Raw genomic sequence first — 22108 nt, forward strand, 5'->3', positions numbered from 1 at the left:
GGCCCATCAAGAGGAAGCGTTGACCGGGAGCACATGACAGCCAGGTGGACTGGGCCTCCAGCACAGACACCCTCGCTCGGCAGCCAGGCCTACGGCTTCGCGTCACTGCGCTAGCCTCGTCTCAGGCCCACGAGCCCATCACCAGCCACCGTCTTTCTCTGCCCTTGACCACAGCACCATGCCCCTCCTGCTCCCCAGCCTCCAGGCCGAGCGCATCCGCACCGCCGTCGTCGACTACCTCTCAACGACCTTCGCGCTGACGGATGCCGAGCCCCGGCGCGCCCTCACCGGCTTCCTCCACGACGAGGACGACGGCGTCTTCGTCGGCCCCTTCGTCCGCCTCCGCCTGCCCTACGTCCCGGCGAGCGCCCGCTCCGAGGCCCTTGACTGGGACCCAGGCCTCACGCCCTACCGCCATCAGGAACAGGCCTACCAGCGCCTCACCACCAAGAACGGCCACCGCCCCCAGCCCACCCTCATCACCACGGGCACCGGCTCCGGCAAGACCGAGGCCTTCCTCCACCCCGTGCTCGACCACGTGCTGCGCGCCCGCGCCGAAGGCGTCACCGGCCTCAAGGCCCTCATCCTCTACCCCATGAACGCCCTGGCCTCCGACCAGGCCGGTCGCCTCGCCCGTCTCCTCACCTCCGATGCCTCGCTCACCGGCATCCGCGCCGCCCTCTACACCGGTGACGCCTCTGCCGCCCCGACCGCGCGCGTCACCCCCTCCTCCCTCATCACCGACCGTCACGTCATCCGCGACGACCCGCCGGACATCCTCCTGACCAACTACAAGATGCTCGACCACCTCCTCTTGCGCCCAGAGGACAGGGCCCTGTGGAGCGCGTCCGCCTCCTCCCTCACCTACCTCGTCCTCGACGAGTTCCACACCTACGACGGCGCCCAAGGTACCGACGTCGCCATGCTCCTGCGACGCCTCGGCCTCACCCTGCGCGCCCACCTGGCCGACGACGACCCCCGCCAGGCCGACTACGACCGCTCCCCGCTGGGCCCCCTCTGCCCCGTGGCCACCTCCGCCACCCTCGGCGACAACGGGGACCCCACCCGCATGCTCGCCTTCGCCCGCGACGTCTTCGGCGCCGATCTGCCCACCGAGGCCGTGATCACCGAGACCCGCACCAGCCTCGACGCCTGGGCGGAACCCCACAAGAAGGCCACCACCGCCCTCGGCCTGAAAGCCCGCCGCCTCACCGCGCTGCCCCCCGCCGACCTCACTCGCCTGGCCGGCCTCGCCCGCAGGCCCGTCACCCACCCCGAGCGACTCCTCGCCGACATTGCCCCCATCCTCTACCGGCCGCAGGAGAGCCAGCCCGCCGACCGCATCGCAGGCCTCACCACCACCGATCTCGCCCACGCCATCCAGGCTCACCCCGACGTCATCGATCTGATCAGCCGCGCCAAGCGCGCCACGCCCCTGGCCGAGATCGCCGCCTCCGCCCTCTCCCCCGCCCAGCTCACCGACCCCGCCATCGGCCGTCAAGCCCTGGCAGTGCTCCTCGCCGCTCTGTCCGCAATCCGGGCGGGGCTGAACGGCGCCCCTGACCGCGGCGCCGTAGGCGTCGAGATCACCCTGTGGATCCGTGAAGTCACTCGCGTGGACCGTCTCCTCGATACCCGCCCCGCGTTCCGCTGGTCCGATTCCGCCGACCAGTCATCCCAGGAGGTCCCCGCCCGCCCCGCCCTGTACTGCCGCTCCTGCGGCCGCTCCGGATGGGGCATCAGCCTCGCCCCCACGGGTCAGGGGGAGAAGGTCGACCAGAGCGAGGTGCGCCGCGACCGGCTCCTCGGCGACACCCGCTTCCGCGCACTGCTCGCCGCCCCCGGGGAGGAGGCCGACTACCGTCGCCGGGTCGAGGCCGGGGAGCCGGATCCGGCCCGACACCATCCCGGGCTTCGCTGGTACTCCGTCGCCGACCGCGAGTTGCTCACCCGCATCCCCGAGGAGGGATCCTTGGAGGCCCGCGAGGGCCGCTACCTGCCCGTCCTCGTCCTCACCGGCGACGAGCGCTCCATCGCCGACGACACCACCCACGACGTCTGCCCCTCCTGCGGGACCGCGGACTCCATCCGCTTCCTCGGCTCCGCCGTCGCCACCCTCCTATCCGTCAGCCTCACCACCCTCTTCGGCGACGACGCCCTCGACGACGCCGACAAGCGCGCTCTCATCTTCACCGACTCCGTCCAGGACGCCGCCCACCGGGCCGGCTTCGTCGACCAGCGCTCCCACACCATGAGCCTGCGCTCCGCACTGCGCGGCGCCCTCAACACCGAGACGACCCTGACCGACTGGGCCGACGCCACCCTCGACGCCGCGGCGGCAGACGCCTTCGACCGTTACCGCCTGGTCCCCGCCGCTCTCGCCGAGCACCCGCGGTTCAAGCCCTACTGGGACCCCAGCTCCCGCCCCGGCGAACGCCGAACCGCCGCGAAGTACGTGCGCCGTCGCCTCCTGTTCGACATCGCCCTGGAGGTGGGCCTCCAATCCACGTACGGCCGCACCCTGGAGGCCACCGGATCCCTGACCGTCCACGTGGACGCCGGTCGGCCCACGGACCTGGTCCGGATCGCCCGAGCAGCCCTGGACGGCGGCCGGGGCCAATACCACGACACCCTGCCCGGCCTGGGGGCCCTCACCGAGGCCGACCTGCTCGCCTGGGTCCGCGGCACGCTGGAGCGCATGCGTCGCGACGGCGCCATCGACCACGAGTGGCTGAAGACCTACAAGAAGGAGGACGGCGGGCGCCTGTGGATCTGGTACAAGCGCGATCGCGGCCAGGGGCAGCCCGCTTTCCCCACCGGACGCTCCGCGCCCTCTTTCCCGCAGGTCGGTGGGCGCATCGACACCCGTCACTCGGCCTTCGTTCAGGTCACCAACGCACAGTCGTGGTACGCCAGCTGGGCTCGCACCTGCCTAAGCGTCACTAGCTCCCACGCGGCGCGCCTCGCCGCCGCCCTGCTCGCCCGCCTGGCCGAGGCCGGCATCCTGTCAACCACCCGCACCACTTCCGGCGGCACCGTCTACGGCATCCCCGCCGACCGGATCGTCCTCACCCCACTGCCGGACGGCTGTGAGGAGGAGCTCCTCCTCGTGTGCGACACCTGCCGCAGTCAACTGCCCGCCGCGCGCGCCACCGTCGGGCAGCTCACCGGCGCGCCTTGCCTGGTCGCCCGCTGCCCCGGGCGCCTGGCCGCCACCCAGCACCCCGCCGACAGCTTCTACCGCAGCATGTACACGGCCACACACGTGCGGCGGGTGGACGCCCACGAGCACACCTCCCTGCTTGGCGCCAACAAGCGGGCCGCAGTCGAGCAAGGGTTCAAGCGCCCCATCCAGCAGCCCGGAGACCCCAACGTCCTCGTGGCCACCCCCACCCTGGAGATGGGCATCGACATCGGGGATCTGTCCACCGTCATGCTCGGCTCCCTGCCGGACACGGTCGCCTCCTACGTGCAGCGGGTCGGTCGCGCTGGCCGCCGCAGCGGCTCCGCCCTCGCACTGGCCTACGTTCGCGGGCTCCCCAACCAGATCCGCCTCCTGGAGGACCCCGCCCACCTGCTCGACGGCGCTGTCGCCCCGCCATCGACCTATCTGGGCGCCGAGGAGATACTGCGCCGCCAGTTCCTGGCCTACGTCATCGACACTCTCACCCGTGAGGGCCACCCCGCGGTTCCCGGCGGGCGCAGGCAGCGGGCCACCGCATCCGTCGCCCTGGCCACGCGCGGGCACGACACGCTCATCGGCGCCCTGAGCGAACGGATCAGCCGCGACGGGCAGCTACTCGCCGCCGCCTTCACCAGCACCTTCGCCGACCGCACACCCGCGCTGGACCGGCTCACGGACTGGGTGAGCGCCGACGACGGGGCCGGCCCTCGCCTCATGCTTGAACGGGCCGCCCGGGAGCACCAGGCCGAGATTGAGCAGCTCAACCACCAGGATGAGCAGATCAAGACAGCCCTGCCCGAGCTTATCGCCGCCACCGAAGGTCCCAACGCCACCGAGGAGGACCAGCGTGCCCGGCGCGCCGCCACCGGCGCTCGCAAGGCAATCGTCTCCCGGCTCCACGACCTGAGCGACGAGCACTGGGTCTCAGCCCTTGAGCGGCACGGCGTCCTGCCCAACTACGCCCTCATCGACGATGCCGTCCGGTTGTCAGCCCGCGTTTCCTGGCGCGACCCGGAGACTGAGGAGTTCAAGACCGAGCCCTACGACCTCGACCGCGCCTCCACCCACGCCCTGCGCGAGCTGGCCCCCGGCGCTACCTTCTACACCCACGGCATGGAGATGCGCATCGACGGGGTGGACTCCTCAGGCCTGGCTGCGCAGGCGCGCTGGTGGCTGGCCTGCGCCTCCTGCGGCTACGTCCAGGACGACGGCCCCTCCGACGCTCCGCCCTCCGCCCCGAGCCAGTGCCCGCGCTGCGGGGACACCCGCATCGCCGACGTCGGGCGGGCCCGACGCATCCTGCGCCTGACCCGTGTCTTCGCCGACGTCGCCCGGGACGACGCCCGGATCGGCGACGCTCGCGACGAGCGGGCCTCCTTGAGCTTCGAGGTCCTGCCCCTGGCCGATCTCGACCCCACGCGCGCTGAGAGGCAGTGGAGTGTCGAGGCCACCGGGCTCGGGCTCAGCCGGTACAGGAACCTGCCCCTGCGATGGCTCAACACCGGACGGGCCCTGCCGGGACAGTGCGTCGACCAGGTCAGCAGTTCACCGGTGCGCGCTCGCGGCTTCCGTCTGTGCGAGGCCTGCGGCAAGCTCGACACCAGCACCGGGACCTCTTCTCCAAGAGAGCACCGCGCCTGGTGCGAGCACCGCGGCGACCCGCGCGAGCACGTCATCCAGATCGATCTCATGCGCGACCTCGTCACTGAGGCGATCGCGCTCGTCCTTCCCCAGGAGTTCGCCTCCGATCCGATCGGGGTGGCCTCCCTGGCCAGCGCCCTCAAGCTCGGGCTGGAGATCACCACCGGCGGTGCGCCCGACCACCTGGGCGTGATCACTGTCCCCTATCCCGTGCCCCATAGCTCCCCCGGCGAGACCCGCCTGGCCCTGCTCGTGCACGACCTCGTGCCCGGAGGCACTGGCTACCTCACCGATTTCGAGGATCCCACCGTCATCTGGAGCCTGCTGACGCGCACCGCCCAGCGCCTGGAGACCTGCCCCTGCGCGGCTGAGGGCAAGGACCTGTGCCACCGCTGCCTGCAGCCCTACCCGATGAGCGACACCCTCGGGAAGATCTCCCGCGCCTCCGCCCTGCGCGCCCTGCGCCTCATCCTCGGCCTGGACGCGGGCGAGCCCGCCGCGGACCTCGAGCCGGCCGAGCCCCGGTGGACGGTGACCGACGAGCAAGTGCGCGCCGGGCACGGCGAGAGCCCCCTGGAGGCGCGCTTCCGCACCGAGCTCAAGAAGCTGCTCTCGGCCCGGATGAGCGTGCGCGTCATCGGCGATGCCTCAGGGGCGCCGGCCCTCGAGCTCGACGGCGGTCGGTGGCGGCTGCGGCCCCAACTCAACGTGGGGCGTACTCGTCCCGACTTCACCGCCCTGCACGTGAGCGGGCGCTCCCCCATCGCCGTCTACACCGACGGGCTCAGCTACCACGCCAGCCGCCAGCACAACCGCCTCGCCGACGACGCGAGCAAGCGCGCCGCACTGCGCGCCCACGGCTACCGGGTCGTCGCCCTCGCCGCAGCCGACCTCGACGGCCCGTGGAACCCGCAGTGGCTCGGTGATGAGGCCACCGCCGCGCTCAAGAACGGCAGCCTGGTCGCGGCTCGCGCCGCCGCCGTCACCGACGAGGCGATCGAGGTCTGGCGCGGCGGACCCATGGCACTGCTCACCGCCATGCTGCACGAGGACGCCACCGGAGTCGGCGCACAGTCAGCGGCCCTATCCGCTCTCGCTGTCTCGATCGGGGGGCCGCTCGTCCTCGGTGCCGCCGGGCACGTCACCTTCTTCGGTGGCTCCGCCCTCAGCTACGCGCCGGGCGCGCGCCCGGAAGCGGACCCCACCTGGGAAGCGGTCCATGCGCTCTTGCCCACCCAGGACCTGCCCGCCCCGCTGTCCCCCGCGACGTCGGTCTCCGGTGCCGTCTTCCACGGCCCGCACGTGGCCCTTGCCATCCAGCTCAGCGGCACAAGCACTACCGGCATGGCCCTGGTCATTGACGACTCCGAGCAGGCGCTGGCCACACCCGAGCACCGCGACGCCTGGCTGACATGGCTGAGGCTCGGCAACGTCTTGGCCCTAGCGGACGTGCCCGTGGAGATCACGACGACGAGCCTGGCCCTGGAGCAGATGCGCACGCGGGCCGCCTCCCAGGCCAGCCCCAGCACGCGGGCGATGGCCGACCTGGGCTGGGACGGCGTCGACCGGGAGCTCGCCGCGCCCCAGGTCCTGGCCCTCCTGCCCCACCTGGCCGAGGCCGGGGTGCGCTTCGCACGGGAGGGTGAGGAGGAGGCCAACGGTGTCATGACCGAGCTGTCGTGGCCGGAGCAGCGCGTCGCCGTCGTACTCGACTCAGATGACGCAGCGGTCGCTGCACTCCAAGAAGCCGGTTGGCGTGTCACAGCCGTGGGGGATGATGCTGCCGTCACCGCCGACGAGATCCGCTCGCTTCTGGAAGGACGCTGATATGCCCGCCATCGTCTGGCCCAGCAACAAGGCCAAGGACGCCACTCACAAGGATCCTTCCCTGCGCTCGAAGATCGGTCCCTTCATCACCAAGCTCTCCGCTGGGACCACGAGCCTTGGTCTCCATGTCGAGCCCATCAGGGAGTCGGCGGACCGCAGGGTGCGCACCGCCCGAGTCACCGACTTCTACCGGGCCGTGCTCTTCGAGCTCGATGGCGGCGGCGAGCCCGTCTACGTCATCCACGGGATCTGGCCGCATGACGAGGCCATCGCCATCGCCAGGACAGTGACGGTCGGCATCAACCCGTACAACGGCACCGCTCAGATCACCGACCTGCGTGACGCCGCGGGCCAGGACGATCATGCTGTTGATCAAGCGCGCCACAATGCCCGCCGCCGCTTGGAGGCCGCCCGGCAGGAGGCTGAGGAGATCGCCCGCGAGGCCGCGCGCCTCGAGGCCGGCAATGCTGAGGCGCGCCGCCGCATGGAGGCCGATTCCGCGCCTTCCGCGCCCTCCATCCCCACCCGGCCTGGGGCTGCCAGTGGGGCGCCGGCATCTGGGGCCGAGGCGGCGATGCCCGGCGTCATCGTGGCAACGCGTGATGATCGTCCGGTGTGGCCGGATGGTCTGACGGTGGAGTCCCTGCGCGACGAGCTGGGCATCGACGTTCGCCTCGCCGCCGCGGCGCTCGCCGCCAGCCGAGAGTCCGAGCTGCTCGACCTGGCGGCCACCGCCTCCCCCTCCTGGCAGGGCGAGGCGCTGCTGGCGCTGGCCACGGGGACGAGCATCGAGGGAGTGCGTGAGGACTTCGAGCTCCTCCACCCGCGGGACGTCACCGCTGAACCCTCTGACGCCGAGGTCATCGCGGGCCTGCTTCGCAGGGCTTCTCGCGCTGATTTCACGTGGCTGGAGACCGATGAGGACCTGCGCCGCGCCATCGAGGGCCTCACCTTCGCGCAATGGCAGCTCTTCCTCCACCCCCGGCAGCGCCACCTGGTGGAGCGGCATTCCAACGGCCCGATGCGGATCTCCGGTGGGGCCGGGACGGGCAAGACCGTTGTCACCGTGCACCGAACGGCCGCCCTGGCCGGGCGAATGGCCGGAATGAAGCGGGTATTGGCTCACTCCCACGCTCCTGGGAGCGGCCGTGGTGGCCAACGAGCGGACGCCACGCGCATCCTCCTGACCACTTTCACGCGCAACCTCGCTGACGACCTGCGCCGCCAGCTCGCCGAGCTGGAGCCGGGGCTGACCCTCACCCAGAAGGTCGGTGAGCCCGGCGTGCTCGTCTCCGGCCTGGACAAGGTGGCCCGGGCCATCCTCCAGCGGGCCGGGGAGGGCATCGCGCCGATCGCCGAGCTCGTTCTGGGCCGGCACCGCGCCCGAGTCCTCGCATACGCCAGGAACGACATATGGGACGACGTTCTCGCATCGATGGGTGAGGGATTGCCCGCCGGCCTCCAGTCAGCGGAATTCCTCGCCTCCGAGTACGAGCTCGTCGTGCTGCCGCAGCACGTGACGACCCTCCAGCAGTACCTGCGCGTGCGCCGTCCGGGTAGGGGCGTGGCACTCGATCGTCGCAAGCGAGCCGCGGTGTGGGCGGCCATGGAGCGCTACCGGGACCGCAGCGCGGAACTGGACGTCACCTCCTTCGCCGAGCAGCTCGCCCTGGCCGCCGCTTGGCTCGACGGCGAGGCGGCGCAGGGCGGGGCGCGGCCCTTCGATCATGTGCTCGTCGATGAGGCGCAGGACCTCAGCCCGGCGCACCTGCTGCTCCTGCGCGCGCTCGTCGAGCCCGGGCCGAATGACCTCTTCCTGGCCGAGGACTCCCACCAGCGGATCTACGGCAAGAAGATCACGCTAAGCCACTACGGGATCAATATCCGGGGCAGGTCCCGGCGACTGACCCGCAATTACCGCACGACCCGCCAGAACCTGCGCGCCGCCTTCGAAATCCTTGACGCCGGGTCGTATGAGGACATGGAGGGGCGCGCCGAGGAGCACCGGTACGTCTCACCACGATCCGGGCCAGAACCGGTCCTGCTGCGCGCGCAGTCCCGAGCCGAAGAGCTCGACCACGCCGCCCAGCTGCTGCGCGGTTGGCTCACGGAGCAAGGCGAGCAGCGCGAGGCGGGTGCTCAGAGCATCGCGATCCTCGTTCGCGACCGCTATCAGCGCGACGCGGTTGCTACGGGCCTGGCTGAGCGGGGCGTCGATGTGCGCCCGGTGGACAGGGAGGCGATAGGCCGGGGGCGCCCGGTGGTGATGACCATGCACCGCGCCAAGGGCCTGGAGTTCCGCAAGGTCCTGCTCTTCGACGTCTCAGAGGCCTCGATCCCCCGCGCGCTGCGCGACCAGCAGTACTCGAAAGCCGACCACGACGACGCCCTCCTGCGTGAGCGCTCCCTGCTGTACGTGGCCGCCACCCGCGCCCGCGACCAGCTCGCCATCTCCTGGAGCGGGCAGGCCAGCCCGCTGCTGGAGGGGATCGCTGGTCAAGTGTGACGCGCCCGTCCCCACGTCACACCTCAAAGGTATTTCGTATACACTACGTGTGTGGGTGAGCATCTCCTTCACGGCAGGATCGTGAGCGACGAGCAGATTCAGGCCTGGGCTGACGAGGCCGAGGACGGCTACGACCTGTCACAGTTGCCCAGGGCGCGTCGCGGCCGCCCGCCGGTAGGTGAGGGGCCTGGTGTCGTTGTTCCGGTTCGACTCGACGAGGCCACCCTCGCGGCGCTGATGGCCAGAGGCAAGGCCGAGGGCCTGGCCACGCGCTCGGACGCAGTCCGAGCAGCCGTGCGCGAGTGGGCGCACAGTGCCTGACCTGCATCCTTCGGCCCGCAAGCACTACCGCCGCGATCATCTCGATGACAACGCCGTTCGCTATGCGGCCTCCCACGTACTGAGTTCGCGCCCGCTTGACAACGAGGATGACCCGCGTCGTTGGCTCATGATCGCCGTCGATCCGGCCGGTCGCCTCTTGGAACTCGTATCCCTTGTCTTTGACGACGGTTACGAGTTGATCATTCACTCCATGAAGGCGCGCCCCCACTATCTCAACGAGCTGTAGTCAGCGTCTCCGGCTCCGGCCTCTTCACCGCCGCCCTCCTTGAGCCAGAAAGAGACCAGACCGCTCCCAACCGGGGCGGGCTGAACCGTTGCACGGGGCGCTACTGCCTCAAGTGCTCACAGCCAAGCGGATCGCCCCCGCCACCCCAGTTCGGCGGCGTCCTGATCAGGTCCTGGGCACCCGTGGGTCGGGCAGGAAACGGGTCGTCAGCGGGATGTCTCCTCCCTGGCCGAGCAGGCGCGCCGGGGCGCCCGCGAGAGCGTGGTCGAGGAAGTCGACCACCAGCGTCTCAACGGTGTCCACCTGCGCGCGTCCCGTCCCGGCCTCGCCGCCGAGAATCGGGGAGATGAGCGGGAACACGGTGTGGCTCAAGTGCGTCGTGCCCTCGACGGAGGCCACCCACACCGGGCCGCTCGCGCTCGACATCGTGCCCCGGTAGCGGTTGAGAGAGTCGCTGGCTATGCCCGTCTCCTGCTCGGTCTCCAGGTCCTGCTCGAGGTCGGTGAGGTGGTCCGCCGCGATGACGTTGAGGAACGGGGCGGGCACGCCCGTCGTCGACACCTTCCCCAGGTACGGGCCGTCGAGGCTGACGGCGGCGTCCAGGCGGGGCTCCTGGGTGAGCGCCTGCGTCACCGTGTCGCCCCCGAGGGAGAAGCCCACCGCCCCCACGGTCTCCAGGTCCATGACGCCCTGGAGGACGCTGCCGGGGCGCGTCTCAAGCGCAGCCAGGTGGTCCAGGACCGTTGACAGGTCCTCCACGCGGGTGTCGATCCAGTCGTTGAGCCTCTTTCTGACCGTGGCGTCGCTCCCTGGTCCCAGGAGCACAGGGTCGACCGTGGCCTCCGCGCCGCCCGCCAGGGTCACGGACCCCGAGGTGTAGGGGTGGTCGACGGCGACGACGACGTAGCCACGACTGGCCAGGTCCTCCATGAGCGCCACGTTCTCGAAGCGGCTGGAGGCCAGCCCGGGTGAGTACAGGACGACCGGGAACCCGTCCCCGTCGTGGGCTGCGGCCTCGGCGTCGCGCACCGCGTGGGTCGCGATCCGCTGGAGGTGGTCGAGCGGCGCGCCCAGCACGTCGGCCGCCGGCCTGAGGGAGGGCACCGCGGCCGCAACCGAGCCCGCGACGGACTGGGCGATCTCGTCACCGAGGACCTCGGTGGCGGCGCCGCGAGCGGCCGCGGGTTCGGCGGGGTACCAGACGGAGGCGACCACTTCACGCACGTCGTCGTCGGCGCTGGTGGCCCACTCCTGACGCCGCATATCGGTCAGGTGCAGGTCGGTGCGTCCGACGGCGTAGGGGCCCTCGGGGGCGGGAAGCTCGAAGACGGGCAGGAGGGTGGCGCTGAGGGCCGATGTGGCCAGCGCGACGAGCCCGAGCAGCACGGTGATGACGCGGCCCAGCGCTCGCAGCCGCGGGTGCCGGCGCGCCTCGGACAGGGTCGGGATCCTGCCCGCCCTGCGGGCGCGCAGCCCGAGCAGTAGGAGAAGGCCGGCGCACACCGTGTAGGCCGGGATCATGACGGTGCGGTAGCCGTCGACGAGGAGGTGGAGGACGAGGGGCGCCAGCAGTGCGATGGCCATCGCCGTCTCGGGGGCGGGCCACCGGCTCCCCTCCGGCCACCACCGTCCTCGGCGGGGCCGTCGGATGGCGGCCAGGACCAGGACGAGTCCGGTGATGGCGACGACCGCTACCTCCAGCGCCTGCACGTATTGCTCCTCCCGGTCCCGTCAGGCGTCCGCCGACGGCAATACGACACGAGCCGGCCGTGGCTGGCACAGGAGCGGGTCGTGCTCGCGCTCGTCATCGGGCAGGTTCATCGCGGTTCGCAGCAGGGAGAGCGTCCGGTCGACGGCGCTGGCGCGATCCGTGCCCTCCTCTACCCCCTTGAACTCGACGGGGGTAACACCTTCGCGCGTGACGATCTCCACGCGCCGCCTGGAGTCCTTGAGTTTGGAGTCGACGACGTAACGCAGGTCCTCCAAGGGCTTAAGGGCGTCGGACTGTGGAGCCAGCAGGTCGCGAAGCGTGACATGCCCCCAGCGTTGGCTCGTCACGACGAGGTGCTTCGCACCCTGGTCGGCCTCCACCAGGGCGAGGAGTTCCTCGTCGGCCGGGAGCAGCCACCGCAGTGCCTCACACAGGCTCTTCGCGTTGGCGCCTCCGTCCTGGATCTCTGGGATCAGTTCCCCGGGAGCGGCGAGGCGCGCATCGTCGAAGGAGTCGATGGCCTTGTCGATCGTGCCGACGGCGTCACGAAGCGTCGGGGCACTGTCCGTCTCTAGGAAGGGCAGCCTCTGGGCGACCTTTTTCGCGGTTCCCCCGACGCGCTTCTTCGCCTCACCTACACGACCCGGGTTCTCCTCCTCGATCAGGAGGAGGTGGGCCCGCGAGCGCAGGGAGGAGACGGCCGCGGTCACCTCACCATGACGCTGGTCCACAGCGGAATTGATCTCCTCGGCTCTGGAGAGGAGTAACTTCTCCTTCTCCGCTCCTGCCTTAGCAAGGGAACCGATACTCAGAATGCCGATGATATCGCACGCCCGCCACACCGCGATGAGCGCACGAACGTCGGAGGCGATCCGACCTGACGTTTTACGTAGGTCCGCACCGCTTCGCACACTCTTCTCCACGTGCTCACAAGCATTGTCGAGGTACCGCTCGTACATTTTGCCAAGGTCGCCGCGACCGACGAACGTTTCAATCCTGCTCCGCGTCTCGGCGTGCTCAAACCCGGATTTGCAGATCTCTTCGAAGATCGGGCGCGCATCCCGGAGAAGCGCCTTGAGATCTGAGCGGTCCCGCCTCTCCAACTTGGCCAGAATCGCGTCGACCTTGCTCTCGATCCGGTCCGCCGTCGAGGCGAGGGCGGAGGCCTGGGCGCTGATCGCGGCGAGCACCAGGGCCGGCCCCAGGCCCGCCAGGACCGTCGCCGCCTGCGCGCTGGTGGCGGGCAGCCACCGGACGGACTGGGTGAATCGTCCGCCCTTGCCCACCAGCGTCCCGAGGTTCCACCCGTCGGCGACGACGGGATGAGCGGCCCTCAGCGCCTGGAGCGTCTCGGGGGCCAGCCTCACGAGCCCGCGAGCGCTCAGCGTTGCCTGCGCCCCCTGCGCCACGAGGTTCGCCCCGGCGAGGGCACCGGCGACCTTATCCGACAGGTCAGGAGCGGCCGTGATATCGACGTCGAGTACCTCGGCGCCAAGAGCCTTCAGGTCGATCCCGCCGTAGGCGACCATCAGCCCGGGCAGGACCTCGACGAGGGCCCCTGAGGCCTCCACCCCGGGCGCCTGGGTGGCGTCATCCTCGGCGCGACCGCTGTCGGTCGTTGTCTCGTTCGCATCCATGTGATCCCTCGGCTCGCGTCCCGGTGTTCCCCGAGTCCCCATTCTCGCACCCGTTGGCGCCCCTCACGCGTGCCGCCACCACCGGGCGGGTGGGCGCCGTCGTCGCCCTCGGTCACGGCGCCGCCCAGGGCACCGCGCACGACTCCAAGCCCTCCCTCCGAGGTCCTCGCCTCCTACCAGGTCGATTGCGCGGGCCAGTACCGCGGCATCGTGAAGCGCTTCTTCGAGGTCGGCGCGGGAAGGAGAGCTTCAGCTGGGCGTCCTGACCGCTCCATCCCCGCCCTCTGACAGCGCCGTTGACAACTGGGAGAAGTAGTTGTGCTGCGCCCACGCGGCCCGATCCCCAATGACGTACAGCCGGCGCTTCGCGCGACTCGCCGCGACGTTGACAAGGTTGACCGTCTGCGCCGCCCACGCTTTGGCCCCCGGCCGATGAGGATCACCTCCCAGGACGAGGAAGACGACGTCGGCCTCCCTGCCCTGCGCGGTGTGGATCGTGCCGCCGCGAAGCCCCGGATACTCGTGCGTGAGCCCCTCCAGCTCATGGGCCATCTCCCGGAACGGGGAAACCGCGATGCTCGTCTATACCAACGAATCCCGCACGTGGCGGTTGAGGCACTGAAGCGCTCCCGTATCTTCCCGCGTGGCGAGGTCGGCAGTCCAGCCCCAACCATCTCCGATCTTAGGACACCGGCTCCGACGCCGCCGCCTCGCCCCTTCGAGTCAGGATTCATGTCGTAACCCACCCCTAGGGTAGGGGCATGCGACAGATGATCGGCCGCCTGATCCGGCGAGCGCCTCAAGCCCCAGAAACGTCCCCAAGAGCCTTCCGACTCTCAGAAGCCATGCCTTCCGCCGGGAACTCCAAGCGCACCACAGGAGGCAATACCCCAATTCTCAGCACCGAGCTTTTCGAGCCCCTTAGCGCACGAAGGGCCCTCACATATACCCTCAGAGCATTATTCATCTGCGCAGGGATGTTAGGCTTTACCCTCTTCCCATCCATCATCCATTCCACAATGCCAACGCGATCAGCAGAAGGACTGACGATCATCCCCTGGAAATCAGCACTGGATGGCATGACCTCACTTTCATCACCTGATTTCCGTAAGGCGGTCTGGGGATTCGAAGGGATTGTAGCGACCTTCACAATCCCATTTGCCATCGCGTCACGACACCCCCGGAAGCGGCCCGACAACACGGCCATTCATTACGCATGGCTCAAAGAGGTGATGAACGAAGCGCGCAAGGATTCCATCATTCTTGCCACCCTCACAATTCTATGCTCCACCGCCAGCGCCCTTTCGGCCCTGTACTGGGCGAGCGTGGTTCTCGATGGTAAAATTGACCACTCGAACGAGACGGTCCTCGCGGCAGCACTGACCATCCTCACTGCGGCAATTTCACTCCTCCCAAGGATCATCCCCGCGTCCTCGAGCGGAACTATGAGCAGTTACGCCCGCACCCTAGCCAACTTCTCTCATCTCTCCCTGTGGCTCCACCACAATGCCTCCTATGGCTTTACCCCCACGTCAAGCAAGCACTCTCACCCACCTTCACGGAAGCCCGTCATCATGCGGAACATCTTAGCCGGGCCCACGATACTCGGCACGTCAACACTCATTATTGTCAACGGCAACCCAAAGCCCACGGCGATCCTAACAATTTTTGCAATCATGATTGGAGCCTTCAACGTATTGGCCACGCGAACCATCATTAACGAGATCCCCAATATCATCATGAGGCGCACCGGAACGATCTTCACGATCTGGCTATTTTTCACAATCCTCATCACCGTCACATTAGAGATTATTTTGACTTCCGCACTGGTGGTGCTCGACAACATTGAACACCCTCCCACGTGGGTCGATCTGGCGGTCCTGCTCGCAGGATGGGCGCCATGTCTTCACTGGCAGACTTCCCTCGTCTTTCACAGCCTTGGGCGCGCACCTCGAAACAGAATGCTGCTTGCTCAAAAATGGACAGGCCGGAGCGCTCTGAACGATCTCACCCTCGTCGCCGTTCATCGCAGCGGCACGAGAATCGTCCAGGACCTTTTGAGATACGAGACGATGCCGCCGACGCTCGACATCGGCTCTCGCGACCTGGCCGCAATCGCCGCCCTCATCGTGCCCGAGGGGGCTGTCGTTCGCGAACCGGCTTCGCCAGCAGGTTCTCATCCCCCAAGGAGGCCATGGCGAAAGAGAGAGTTACCGCCTCAGCACCAACTCCGTAATTCCTGGCTCATCGATCCGAGCGCACTCATCGCAGATGGGAAGAAGGTAAAAGGAGAGGATATGAGACAGTTCCTCATGACGAAGGCGGTCGACTTCATGAACGATGACGCACCCTCGGGCACGCGCTCTCGCCAGAAATCGTGTGCTCAGGCCGCCCCTCCGCGAGAGCCGGACGGTTCAGTTATCTCCTGAGCCCAGTGACGGTTCCGCCGGTCTACCGAGATCGGCATAACCGACATCACCCGCAGGACCGCGCCCCGATTGGCCAGCCAGGCCCATGGCTCAGCCGATGACCTGGACGACCTCGTCGTAATCGCGGCGGCGCTTGGGGCGGATCTCCTCGGCCCGGTACCCGAAGCCCGCCATCACCGACACCCCCCACTCGGCGGGATCGATCAGGCCCCGGGCCGCAAGCAGGTCGGTGACTGCGGACACGGCGAAGCCCTCGACGGGCACGGAGTCGATGTCGAGGGCGGCGGCGGCCGACAGCATGTTGGCCAGCGCGATGTAGGTCTGCCGCTGGGCCCAGTGATCGACGTCCTCGGGCGAGGACAGGCCGAGCAACTGCTCCTGGAAGCCCTTGAACATCTGAGACAGATCGGCGTCGGGATCGAAGTCGACGCCGAGGACGTCGGTGACGATATGCGCGGCGTGGGGGCTGTCGTGGACCACGCCCCTCTTGAACAGGATGATGACGAGCTCGGCCCCGCCGCGCAGGACGGCGCCGGCGCCCACGGCCAGGGGCGCGAGCTCGGCGCGCAGTTCCTCGTCGCGCACCACCAGGAACTTCCACGGCTCGTACCCGAAGGACGAGGGGGCTAGGCGCCCGGCCTCCAGGATCGCGCGCAGGTCCTCCGGCGAGACGCGGCGGTCAGGGTCGAAGGCCCTAGTGGCGTAGCGGCGGTGGGCGGTGGCGATAACGGACTGGCGCTCGGTCTCGGTGGCCATGACAGGGCTCCTGAGGAAGGTGGGGCAGGACGATTTGTCCGCCTCAACTTAGCACCGGCCGCACGGGGCGAGGACCTGTTCGGCCATTCACCCGCCAGCCGAGCCCCCTCGGCGATGCGCGAGGACGTGGGCCTGCGCGAGGCGGCGGCCCTGCGCGGGGACGCGGCTTCCCGCCGATCCCGGAGAGCATCCCGAGCGGGGGGCCGCGCCCCCGCACGAGGACGTGGGCCGCGCCCCTGCACGAGGATGCGGCTTCCCGCCGATCCCGGAGAGCATCCTGAGCGGGGGGCCGCGGCCCTGCGCGAGGACGCAGCCCTGCGTTGGGACGCTCCCCCGCACGAGGACGTGGGCCGCGCCCCTGCACGAGGACGCTCCCCCGCGCGAGGACGCGGCCCACCACCGATCCGGGGCCCAGACGGCCCGACGGATCAATCCCCGCTCAGGCCTCGATGACCTTCGAGTTGTCGCCGTGGGCCACGCTGATCTTGCGGGGCTTGGCATTCTCGGCCATGGGGATCGTCAGGCGGAGCACGCCGTCGGAGTACTCGGCCTCGATGCGATCGAGGGCCACTCGGCTGCCCAGCGTGAGCTGACGGGCGAAGGTCCCCGTCGGGCGCTCACGAGTCAGCCAGGAGCGCTCCCCCTCGCCCGCGGTGGCCTTGCGCTCCGCACGCACGGTGAGAGTGCGGTCATCGACGTCGACGTCCACGCTGGCGGGGTCGACTCCGGGCAGGTCGATCTCCGCGTAGAACGTGTCGCCCTCGCGGAACAGGTCCATCGGCATGCCGACGGCGGCGGGGCTGCGGGTGAGGTCCGTGAAGAGCCGGTCCATGTCCTGGAAGGGGTTGAGGGTGCGAGCCATGATGTTCCTCCTGCGGTAGCTCACGGTTGTTGTCGGATGGTTCGTACGGCGCTGGGCCGGGGGCGCTGAAGGCCTCCGAGTAGGTCCTTGACCGCTCACACCCGTGCCAACAGGACCGCTCAGGCAGGTATTCCCAGAAGTTGAGTCCAATTCGCTCAAGAATGCGCGACGGGGTCGGAGGCCCCCGGGACGTGCTCCGGGAAGGCCGTCGACGCCCGTGGCGGGGCCAGCCACGAACCCAGCGCCAACGACCGGGCGACGAGGAGGCGCCCCGGCGATGCTCCCCGCCCGGCGTCGGGATCATCGGGGACGTCCAGAGCAGCGCTGGGGCATCCAGAGCAGCACTGGACCGCCCAAAGCAGCGCTCCCCGCAGTACTCTCAACGACCCACCGATGCCCACGACAGCCCACCGATGCTCTCAACAGCCCAGCCAGCACCCACGACGGCCGAACGACACCCAAGCACACCGGCGCCCACAGCAGCACCGGGACGCCCAAAGCAGCACCGGGACGCCCAAAGCAGCGCTCCCCGCAGTACTCCCGACGTCCCACCGATGCCCACGACAGCCCACCGATGCCCACGACAGCCGAACGACGCCCAGAACGGTCAACGGCGCCCACGACGACCCAGCCAGCACCCACAACAGCCCAGCGAGGCCCACGACGACCCAGCCAGCACCCAAACACACAGGCACCCACAGCAGCACTGGACCGCCCAAAGCAGCGCCGGGACGCCCAAAGCAACGTTGGGACGCCCAAAGCAACGTTGGGACATCCAGAGCAGCACCGGGACGTCCAAAGCAGCGCTCCCCGCAGTGCTCTCAGCGTCCCACCGATGCCACAGACAGCCCACCGATGCCGCAGACGTCCCACCGACGCCCACGACGGCCCAGCCAGCCGTGCCGGGCCCCGGCGAGCGCCCATCCGGCGCCATCATGACGCCCCCGGTCAGACCACCACGACGCGCCCTGGGACGAACTCGAGGCGAACCGCCGCTGATACGAGAGAAACCCGCGATACCAGCGAAAAACACGCGTCGAAGCAACAGAGGGCGCCCCGCGCGAGAACGACTGCGCCCCGTGAGCCGACACCTGCACCCCATGAGCCACAACACCTGCGCCCCGCGCGAGAACGGCGCGGGGCGGCATGCGAGTCGGGCTGGCGGGATTTGAACCCGCGATCTCCTGCTCCCAAAGCAGGCGCGCTACCAAGCTGCGCTACAGCCCGAGGATGCGGCAGCGGGGCGGCCCTCCGTGGAGGGCGCCCCGCTGGCCTCATCGAGCGGGTGACGGGAATCGAACCCGCGCAATCTGCTTGGAAGGCAGAGGCTCTACCATTGAGCTACACCCGCAGAAGGCGGACGGCGCCACCGTCCGCTGCCGCGTCAGTGCTCGAGAAGACCGGTCTTGTAGGCCTTCACCAGACGACGGGGCACGCTGATCTCACGGCCGTTCACCTTGATGGTGTCGAGCTGGGGGAGCTCGGCCTTCCACTGCGAGCGGCGGTTGCGGGTGTTGCTGCGGGACATCTTCCGCTTCGGCACTGCCATGGGCCCGCTCCTCTCAAACTCCTTGGGATCTTCCGATCCCGGCAAACAGGACCAGGGGACACCATAGCCAGTCAGCACGAGCCGCTTCCAGTTGACGACGGCGCCCAGAGCTGTGACATCGGTCCCGTCAGCCCTCCGCGGCCGCGGGCCCGCCAACGAGGGGACCCCGGTGACGCCGGTGGGGCGCGTCAGCCCTCCGCGGCCGCACCGCCACCATTGCCCCGAGACCGCCGCTGACCCGCGACCGCTCCCCCGCGGCCGCACCGCCGCCATTGCCCCGCGACCGCCGCTGACCCACGACCGCTGCCCCGCCGCCGCACCGCCACTGTCCCGCCACTGTCCCGCCACCACTGCCCAGGCCCCTTCCAGGGCGCCCCAGCACCAGTCCAGCACCAGCCCGCCACCAGCCCGGCGATCGCCGGGGCGCTCATGCGACCATACCGCCATGCCCGTCGAGCGCCCCAAGCCCGCCAAACCCGCCCCCGCCGGCGGCCCCATTCCCGCCAGCGGCCCCAAGCCCGCCCCCGCCGGCGGCCACGCGCCCTATCGACTGACGCACGGGCCCCGTCGACTGACGCACGCGCCCTATCGACTGACGCTCGCGCCGGGCGAGCAGCCTGAAACGGACCTGGAGGTCAAGCGATCCCACTTCCTGGCGCGCGCCGAGCGGGCCGATGACGAGGACGCCGCCCGCTCCTTCATCGCCCGCATCCGCTCCCGCTACCCCGACGCCCGCCACCATTGCTCCGCCTTCATCGTCCCCCAGCCGGGCGCCTCCCCCGCCTCCCCCGCCTCCCTTGCCTCCCCCGGCTCCCCCGCGATCGAGCGCTCCAGCGACGACGGCGAGCCCTCGGGCACAGCCGGCCAGCCGATCCTGGAGGTCCTGCGGGGCAGCGGGCTGACCGGGGCGGCCGTCGTCGTCACCCGCTACTTCGGGGGGACCCTGCTGGGCACCGGCGGGCTCGTGCGCGCCTACTCCGAGGCCACCTCCCAGGCCCTCGCCGCGGCCGCGCGCGTGAGCATCAGCGAGCGGGCGCTGTGGGAGGTGCGGGTGCCGGTGGCGCGGGCCGGCCGCCTGGAGGCCGAGTTGCGCGCCGCGGGGTCGGCCGACGGCGCGCTGGCCGTGGAGGGCACGTCCTGGGGGGCCAGCGACGCCGTCATCCTCCTGTCCACGCCGGTCGGCGCCCCCTCCCCCGACGAACTCATCGCCTCGCTCACCGCGGGCAGCGCCAGGCCGGCCCCGGCCGGCACGAGACTGGTCGAATCACCTCTGTGATCACCCGCCTGAGCTGCGCCCGGGGCTTCCCCCTCTCCGCTGACGGCGGATCGGGCCCGCTCACTATCCGAGCCGCTTGACGCCCCCCACCGGGGCGGCATTAGGGTCTATCCCACAGCGCCCGTTGTTATGTCGCATTCACGGCGCCATTCGCGAGAGGAGGACCCCCATGATGCCCGTGCCGGCCACGTGCCTCATGCGCGAGATGTCCGCCTCCTGCAGCCTGTGTCGATAGAGCGCCAGGCTCCTCAAGACGTGCGCGCGTCGCTGCGCGCATGCCCGGCGCTCCGGGACCGCAGGCCCCTCGACCATTCCTGCACCATCGCGGCCGCGAACCGCCCCATCATTCCTCACCATCCTCCGCCTCCCGGACGCCCCCGAGCGCGTCAGCGCGATGGGCCCGGAGCACCATTCACACCTCAAGGAGAACCCATGTCCCACGCATCCTCCATCGCCGAGAACGTCACCGACCTCGTCGGCTCCACCCCGCTGGTCCGCATCAACCGCGTCATCTCCGGCCCCGCCACGGTCCTGGCCAAGGTCGAGGCTTTCGAGCCCGCCAGCAGCGTCAAGGACCGCATCGCCCTGTCGATCGTGCGCGCGGCCGAGGCCTCCGGACAGCTCAAGCCCGGCGGGACCATCATCGAGGCCACGAGCGGCAACACCGGCGTCGGCCTGTCCATGGTCGGGGCCGCCCTGGGCTACAAGGTCATCATCACGATGCCGGAGACCTTCTCCAAGGAGCGCCGGGCCCTCATGCGCGCCTTTGGCGCCGAGCTGGTCCTGACCACCGAGGGCGGGGTGGCCGGGGCCGCCAAGCGCGCCGCCGAGATCCAGGCCGCCACCCCGAACTCGATCCTGGCGTCCCAGTTCACCAACCCGGCCAACCCCAAGGTCCACCGTGAGACCACCGCTCGCGAGATCATCGAGGCCACCGGCGGAAAGATCGACGTCTTCGTCGCGGGCATCGGCACCGGCGGCACGCTCACCGGCGTGGGCACGGTGCTGCGCAAGGAGCTGCCGGAGGTCAAGATCTTCGGCATCGAGCCCGCCGAGTCCCCCTTCCTCCAGGAGGGCGACTGGAACCCGCACAAGATCCAGGGCCTGGGCGCGAACATCGTCCCGGAGGTCCTCGACCAGGGGATCTGGGACGAGCTCCTGCACGTCTCCTCCGACGACGCCCTGGCCTACGCCCGCCGCGCCGCGCGCGAGGAGGGCCTGCTCGTGGGCATCTCCTCCGGCGCCGCCCTGGCGGGTGCCGACCTGCTCTCCCAGCGCCCGGAGCTGGAGGGCAAGACGATCGTCACCGTCCTTCCTGACACCGGCGAGCGTTACCTCTCCACGCCGCTGTACGCCGAGTACCTCAACTGAGCCGCCCGTCGCCCCACAACGCCTGAGGGCGCACCCCAGGCCGACGGCGGTGGTCCCGGGAACAGGATCATCGCCGTCGGCGTTGGGGCATGGGGCGACGGCGCGAGCCGCCCCCCGCGCCCGATCGGGGCGCCCCACCGACCGAGGAGAGTCATGTCCCACAGCCACCGCTCCCTACTGGCGCAGGCCAAGGAGGACCTCGCCACCGCGCGGCGCAGGGACCCGGCCGCCCGGACGAGCGCCGAGGTCGCCCTCCTCTACCCCGGTGTTCACGCCGTGTGGGCCTACCGGGCCGCGCACCGGCTGTGGAACGGCGGGCACCGCTTCGCCGCCCGCGCCCTGTCCCAGGCCGCCCGCAATCTCACCGGCATCGAGATCCACCCCGCCGCCAAGATCGGCGAGCGCTTCTTCATCGACCACGGCATGGGGGTGGTCATCGGCGAGACCGCGGAGGTGGGCGACGACGTCCTCATGTACCACGGGGTCACGCTCGGCGGGGTCTCCATGAACCCCGGCAAGCGCCACCCCACGATCGGCAACAACGTGCAGATCGGGGCCGGGGCGAAGGTGCTGGGGCCGGTCACCGTGGAGGACGGCGCGAAGATCGGCGCCAACGCGGTGCTCATCAAGAACGTCCCCCAGGGGCATGTCGCGGTCGGCGTGCCCAGCCGCGTGCGCGACCCCAAGGTCGATCCCGAGCTCATGACCGATCCCACCATCTACATCTGACCGGCGCCCGCCCCGCGCGCCGGGGCCGCGAGGCCGTCCGGCCGGGCCCGCCCCGCGCGCCG

At 70.0% G+C, this 22108-nt stretch carries 14 protein-coding genes and 2 tRNA genes; 8 read left to right on the top strand and 8 right to left on the bottom strand.

Going from position 1 to position 22108, the window contains the following annotated elements; all coding sequences use genetic code 11:
- The first annotated feature begins 178 nt into the window (after window positions 1-178).
- From GVV75_RS04820 to GVV75_RS10280, 4 genes are all read left to right on the top strand, one after another.
- Window positions 179-6652: a DEAD/DEAH box helicase gene (locus tag GVV75_RS04820; RefSeq protein ID WP_159813747.1), complete on the top strand. Its 6474-nt coding sequence runs from the start codon at window positions 179-181 to the stop codon at window positions 6650-6652.
- 1 nt (window position 6653) lies between these two features.
- Window positions 6654-9158: a 3'-5' exonuclease gene (locus GVV75_RS04825; RefSeq protein WP_159813749.1), complete on the top strand. Its 2505-nt coding sequence runs from the start codon at window positions 6654-6656 to the stop codon at window positions 9156-9158.
- 81 nt (window positions 9159-9239) lie between these two features.
- Window positions 9240-9479, top strand: coding sequence for a ribbon-helix-helix domain-containing protein (locus GVV75_RS04830; RefSeq protein ID WP_201288709.1), 240 nt, complete (start codon window positions 9240-9242; stop codon window positions 9477-9479).
- Window positions 9472-9726, top strand: coding sequence for a toxin (locus GVV75_RS10280; protein WP_236266063.1), 255 nt, complete (start codon window positions 9472-9474; stop codon window positions 9724-9726). The genes GVV75_RS04830 and GVV75_RS10280 overlap by 8 nt, the downstream gene beginning before the upstream one ends.
- A gap of 165 nt (window positions 9727-9891) precedes the next feature.
- Here the strand turns inward: GVV75_RS10280 and GVV75_RS04840 are convergent, their stop codons facing one another.
- The 3 genes from GVV75_RS04840 to GVV75_RS04850 form a co-directional block, all read right to left on the bottom strand.
- Window positions 9892-11436, bottom strand: coding sequence for an alpha/beta hydrolase family protein (locus GVV75_RS04840; RefSeq protein ID WP_159813751.1), 1545 nt, complete (start codon window positions 11434-11436; stop codon window positions 9892-9894).
- 21 nt (window positions 11437-11457) lie between these two features.
- Window positions 11458-13074 carry a hypothetical protein gene (locus GVV75_RS04845; RefSeq protein ID WP_159813753.1) on the bottom strand — a complete coding sequence of 539 codons (1617 nt, stop codon included), beginning with the start codon at window positions 13072-13074 and terminating at the stop codon, window positions 11458-11460.
- Window positions 13075-13323: 249 nt separating this feature from the next.
- Window positions 13324-13626 (bottom strand): hypothetical protein, encoded by a 303-nt coding sequence (locus tag GVV75_RS04850; RefSeq protein ID WP_236266064.1) that lies wholly within the window; start codon window positions 13624-13626, stop codon window positions 13324-13326.
- 209 nt (window positions 13627-13835) lie between these two features.
- On the opposite strand from GVV75_RS04850, the gene GVV75_RS04855 reads away from it, so the two are divergent.
- A complete protein-coding gene (locus GVV75_RS04855) occupies window positions 13836-15503 on the top strand; it encodes a hypothetical protein (RefSeq protein ID WP_159813755.1) in 1668 nt (555 codons plus the stop codon).
- A gap of 90 nt (window positions 15504-15593) precedes the next feature.
- Here GVV75_RS04855 and GVV75_RS04860 read toward each other — a convergent pair whose 3' ends face one another.
- From GVV75_RS04860 to rpmF, 5 genes are all read right to left on the bottom strand, one after another.
- On the bottom strand, window positions 15594-16259 hold the full coding sequence (locus tag GVV75_RS04860; RefSeq protein WP_159524340.1) for an NAD(P)H-dependent oxidoreductase: 666 nt from the start codon (window positions 16257-16259) through the stop codon (window positions 15594-15596).
- 439 nt (window positions 16260-16698) lie between these two features.
- Window positions 16699-17121: an Hsp20/alpha crystallin family protein gene (locus tag GVV75_RS04865; protein WP_159624815.1), complete on the bottom strand. Its 423-nt coding sequence runs from the start codon at window positions 17119-17121 to the stop codon at window positions 16699-16701.
- A gap of 1153 nt (window positions 17122-18274) precedes the next feature.
- Window positions 18275-18348: transfer RNA gene (locus tag GVV75_RS04870), tRNA-Pro, on the bottom strand.
- Window positions 18349-18401: 53 nt separating this feature from the next.
- Window positions 18402-18472 (bottom strand) — tRNA-Gly (locus GVV75_RS04875).
- A 33-nt stretch (window positions 18473-18505) separates the two neighbouring features.
- Window positions 18506-18670, bottom strand: a complete 165-nt coding sequence (rpmF, locus tag GVV75_RS04880; protein WP_073451189.1) for a 50S ribosomal protein L32 — start codon at window positions 18668-18670, stop codon at window positions 18506-18508.
- A gap of 445 nt (window positions 18671-19115) precedes the next feature.
- On the opposite strand from rpmF, the gene GVV75_RS04885 reads away from it, so the two are divergent.
- From GVV75_RS04885 to epsC, 3 genes are all read left to right on the top strand, one after another.
- Complete coding sequence (locus tag GVV75_RS04885) at window positions 19116-19946, top strand: IMPACT family protein (RefSeq protein WP_159813757.1); 831 nt, start codon at window positions 19116-19118, stop codon at window positions 19944-19946.
- A gap of 432 nt (window positions 19947-20378) precedes the next feature.
- Entirely contained in the window at window positions 20379-21317 is a 939-nt protein-coding gene (cysK, locus tag GVV75_RS04890; RefSeq protein WP_159813759.1) for a cysteine synthase A, read from the top strand.
- Between the two features lie 153 nt (window positions 21318-21470).
- The gene (gene epsC, locus GVV75_RS04895; RefSeq protein WP_159524336.1) at window positions 21471-22046 is read left to right on the top strand and encodes a serine O-acetyltransferase EpsC; all 576 of its coding nucleotides are present in this window, start codon (window positions 21471-21473) and stop codon (window positions 22044-22046) included.
- Window positions 22047-22108 lie beyond the last annotated feature (62 nt).

This window comes from Actinomyces sp. zg328, assembly GCF_009829635.1.
GTDB classification, from domain to species: Bacteria; Actinomycetota; Actinomycetes; order Actinomycetales; family Actinomycetaceae; genus Actinomyces; species Actinomyces marmotae.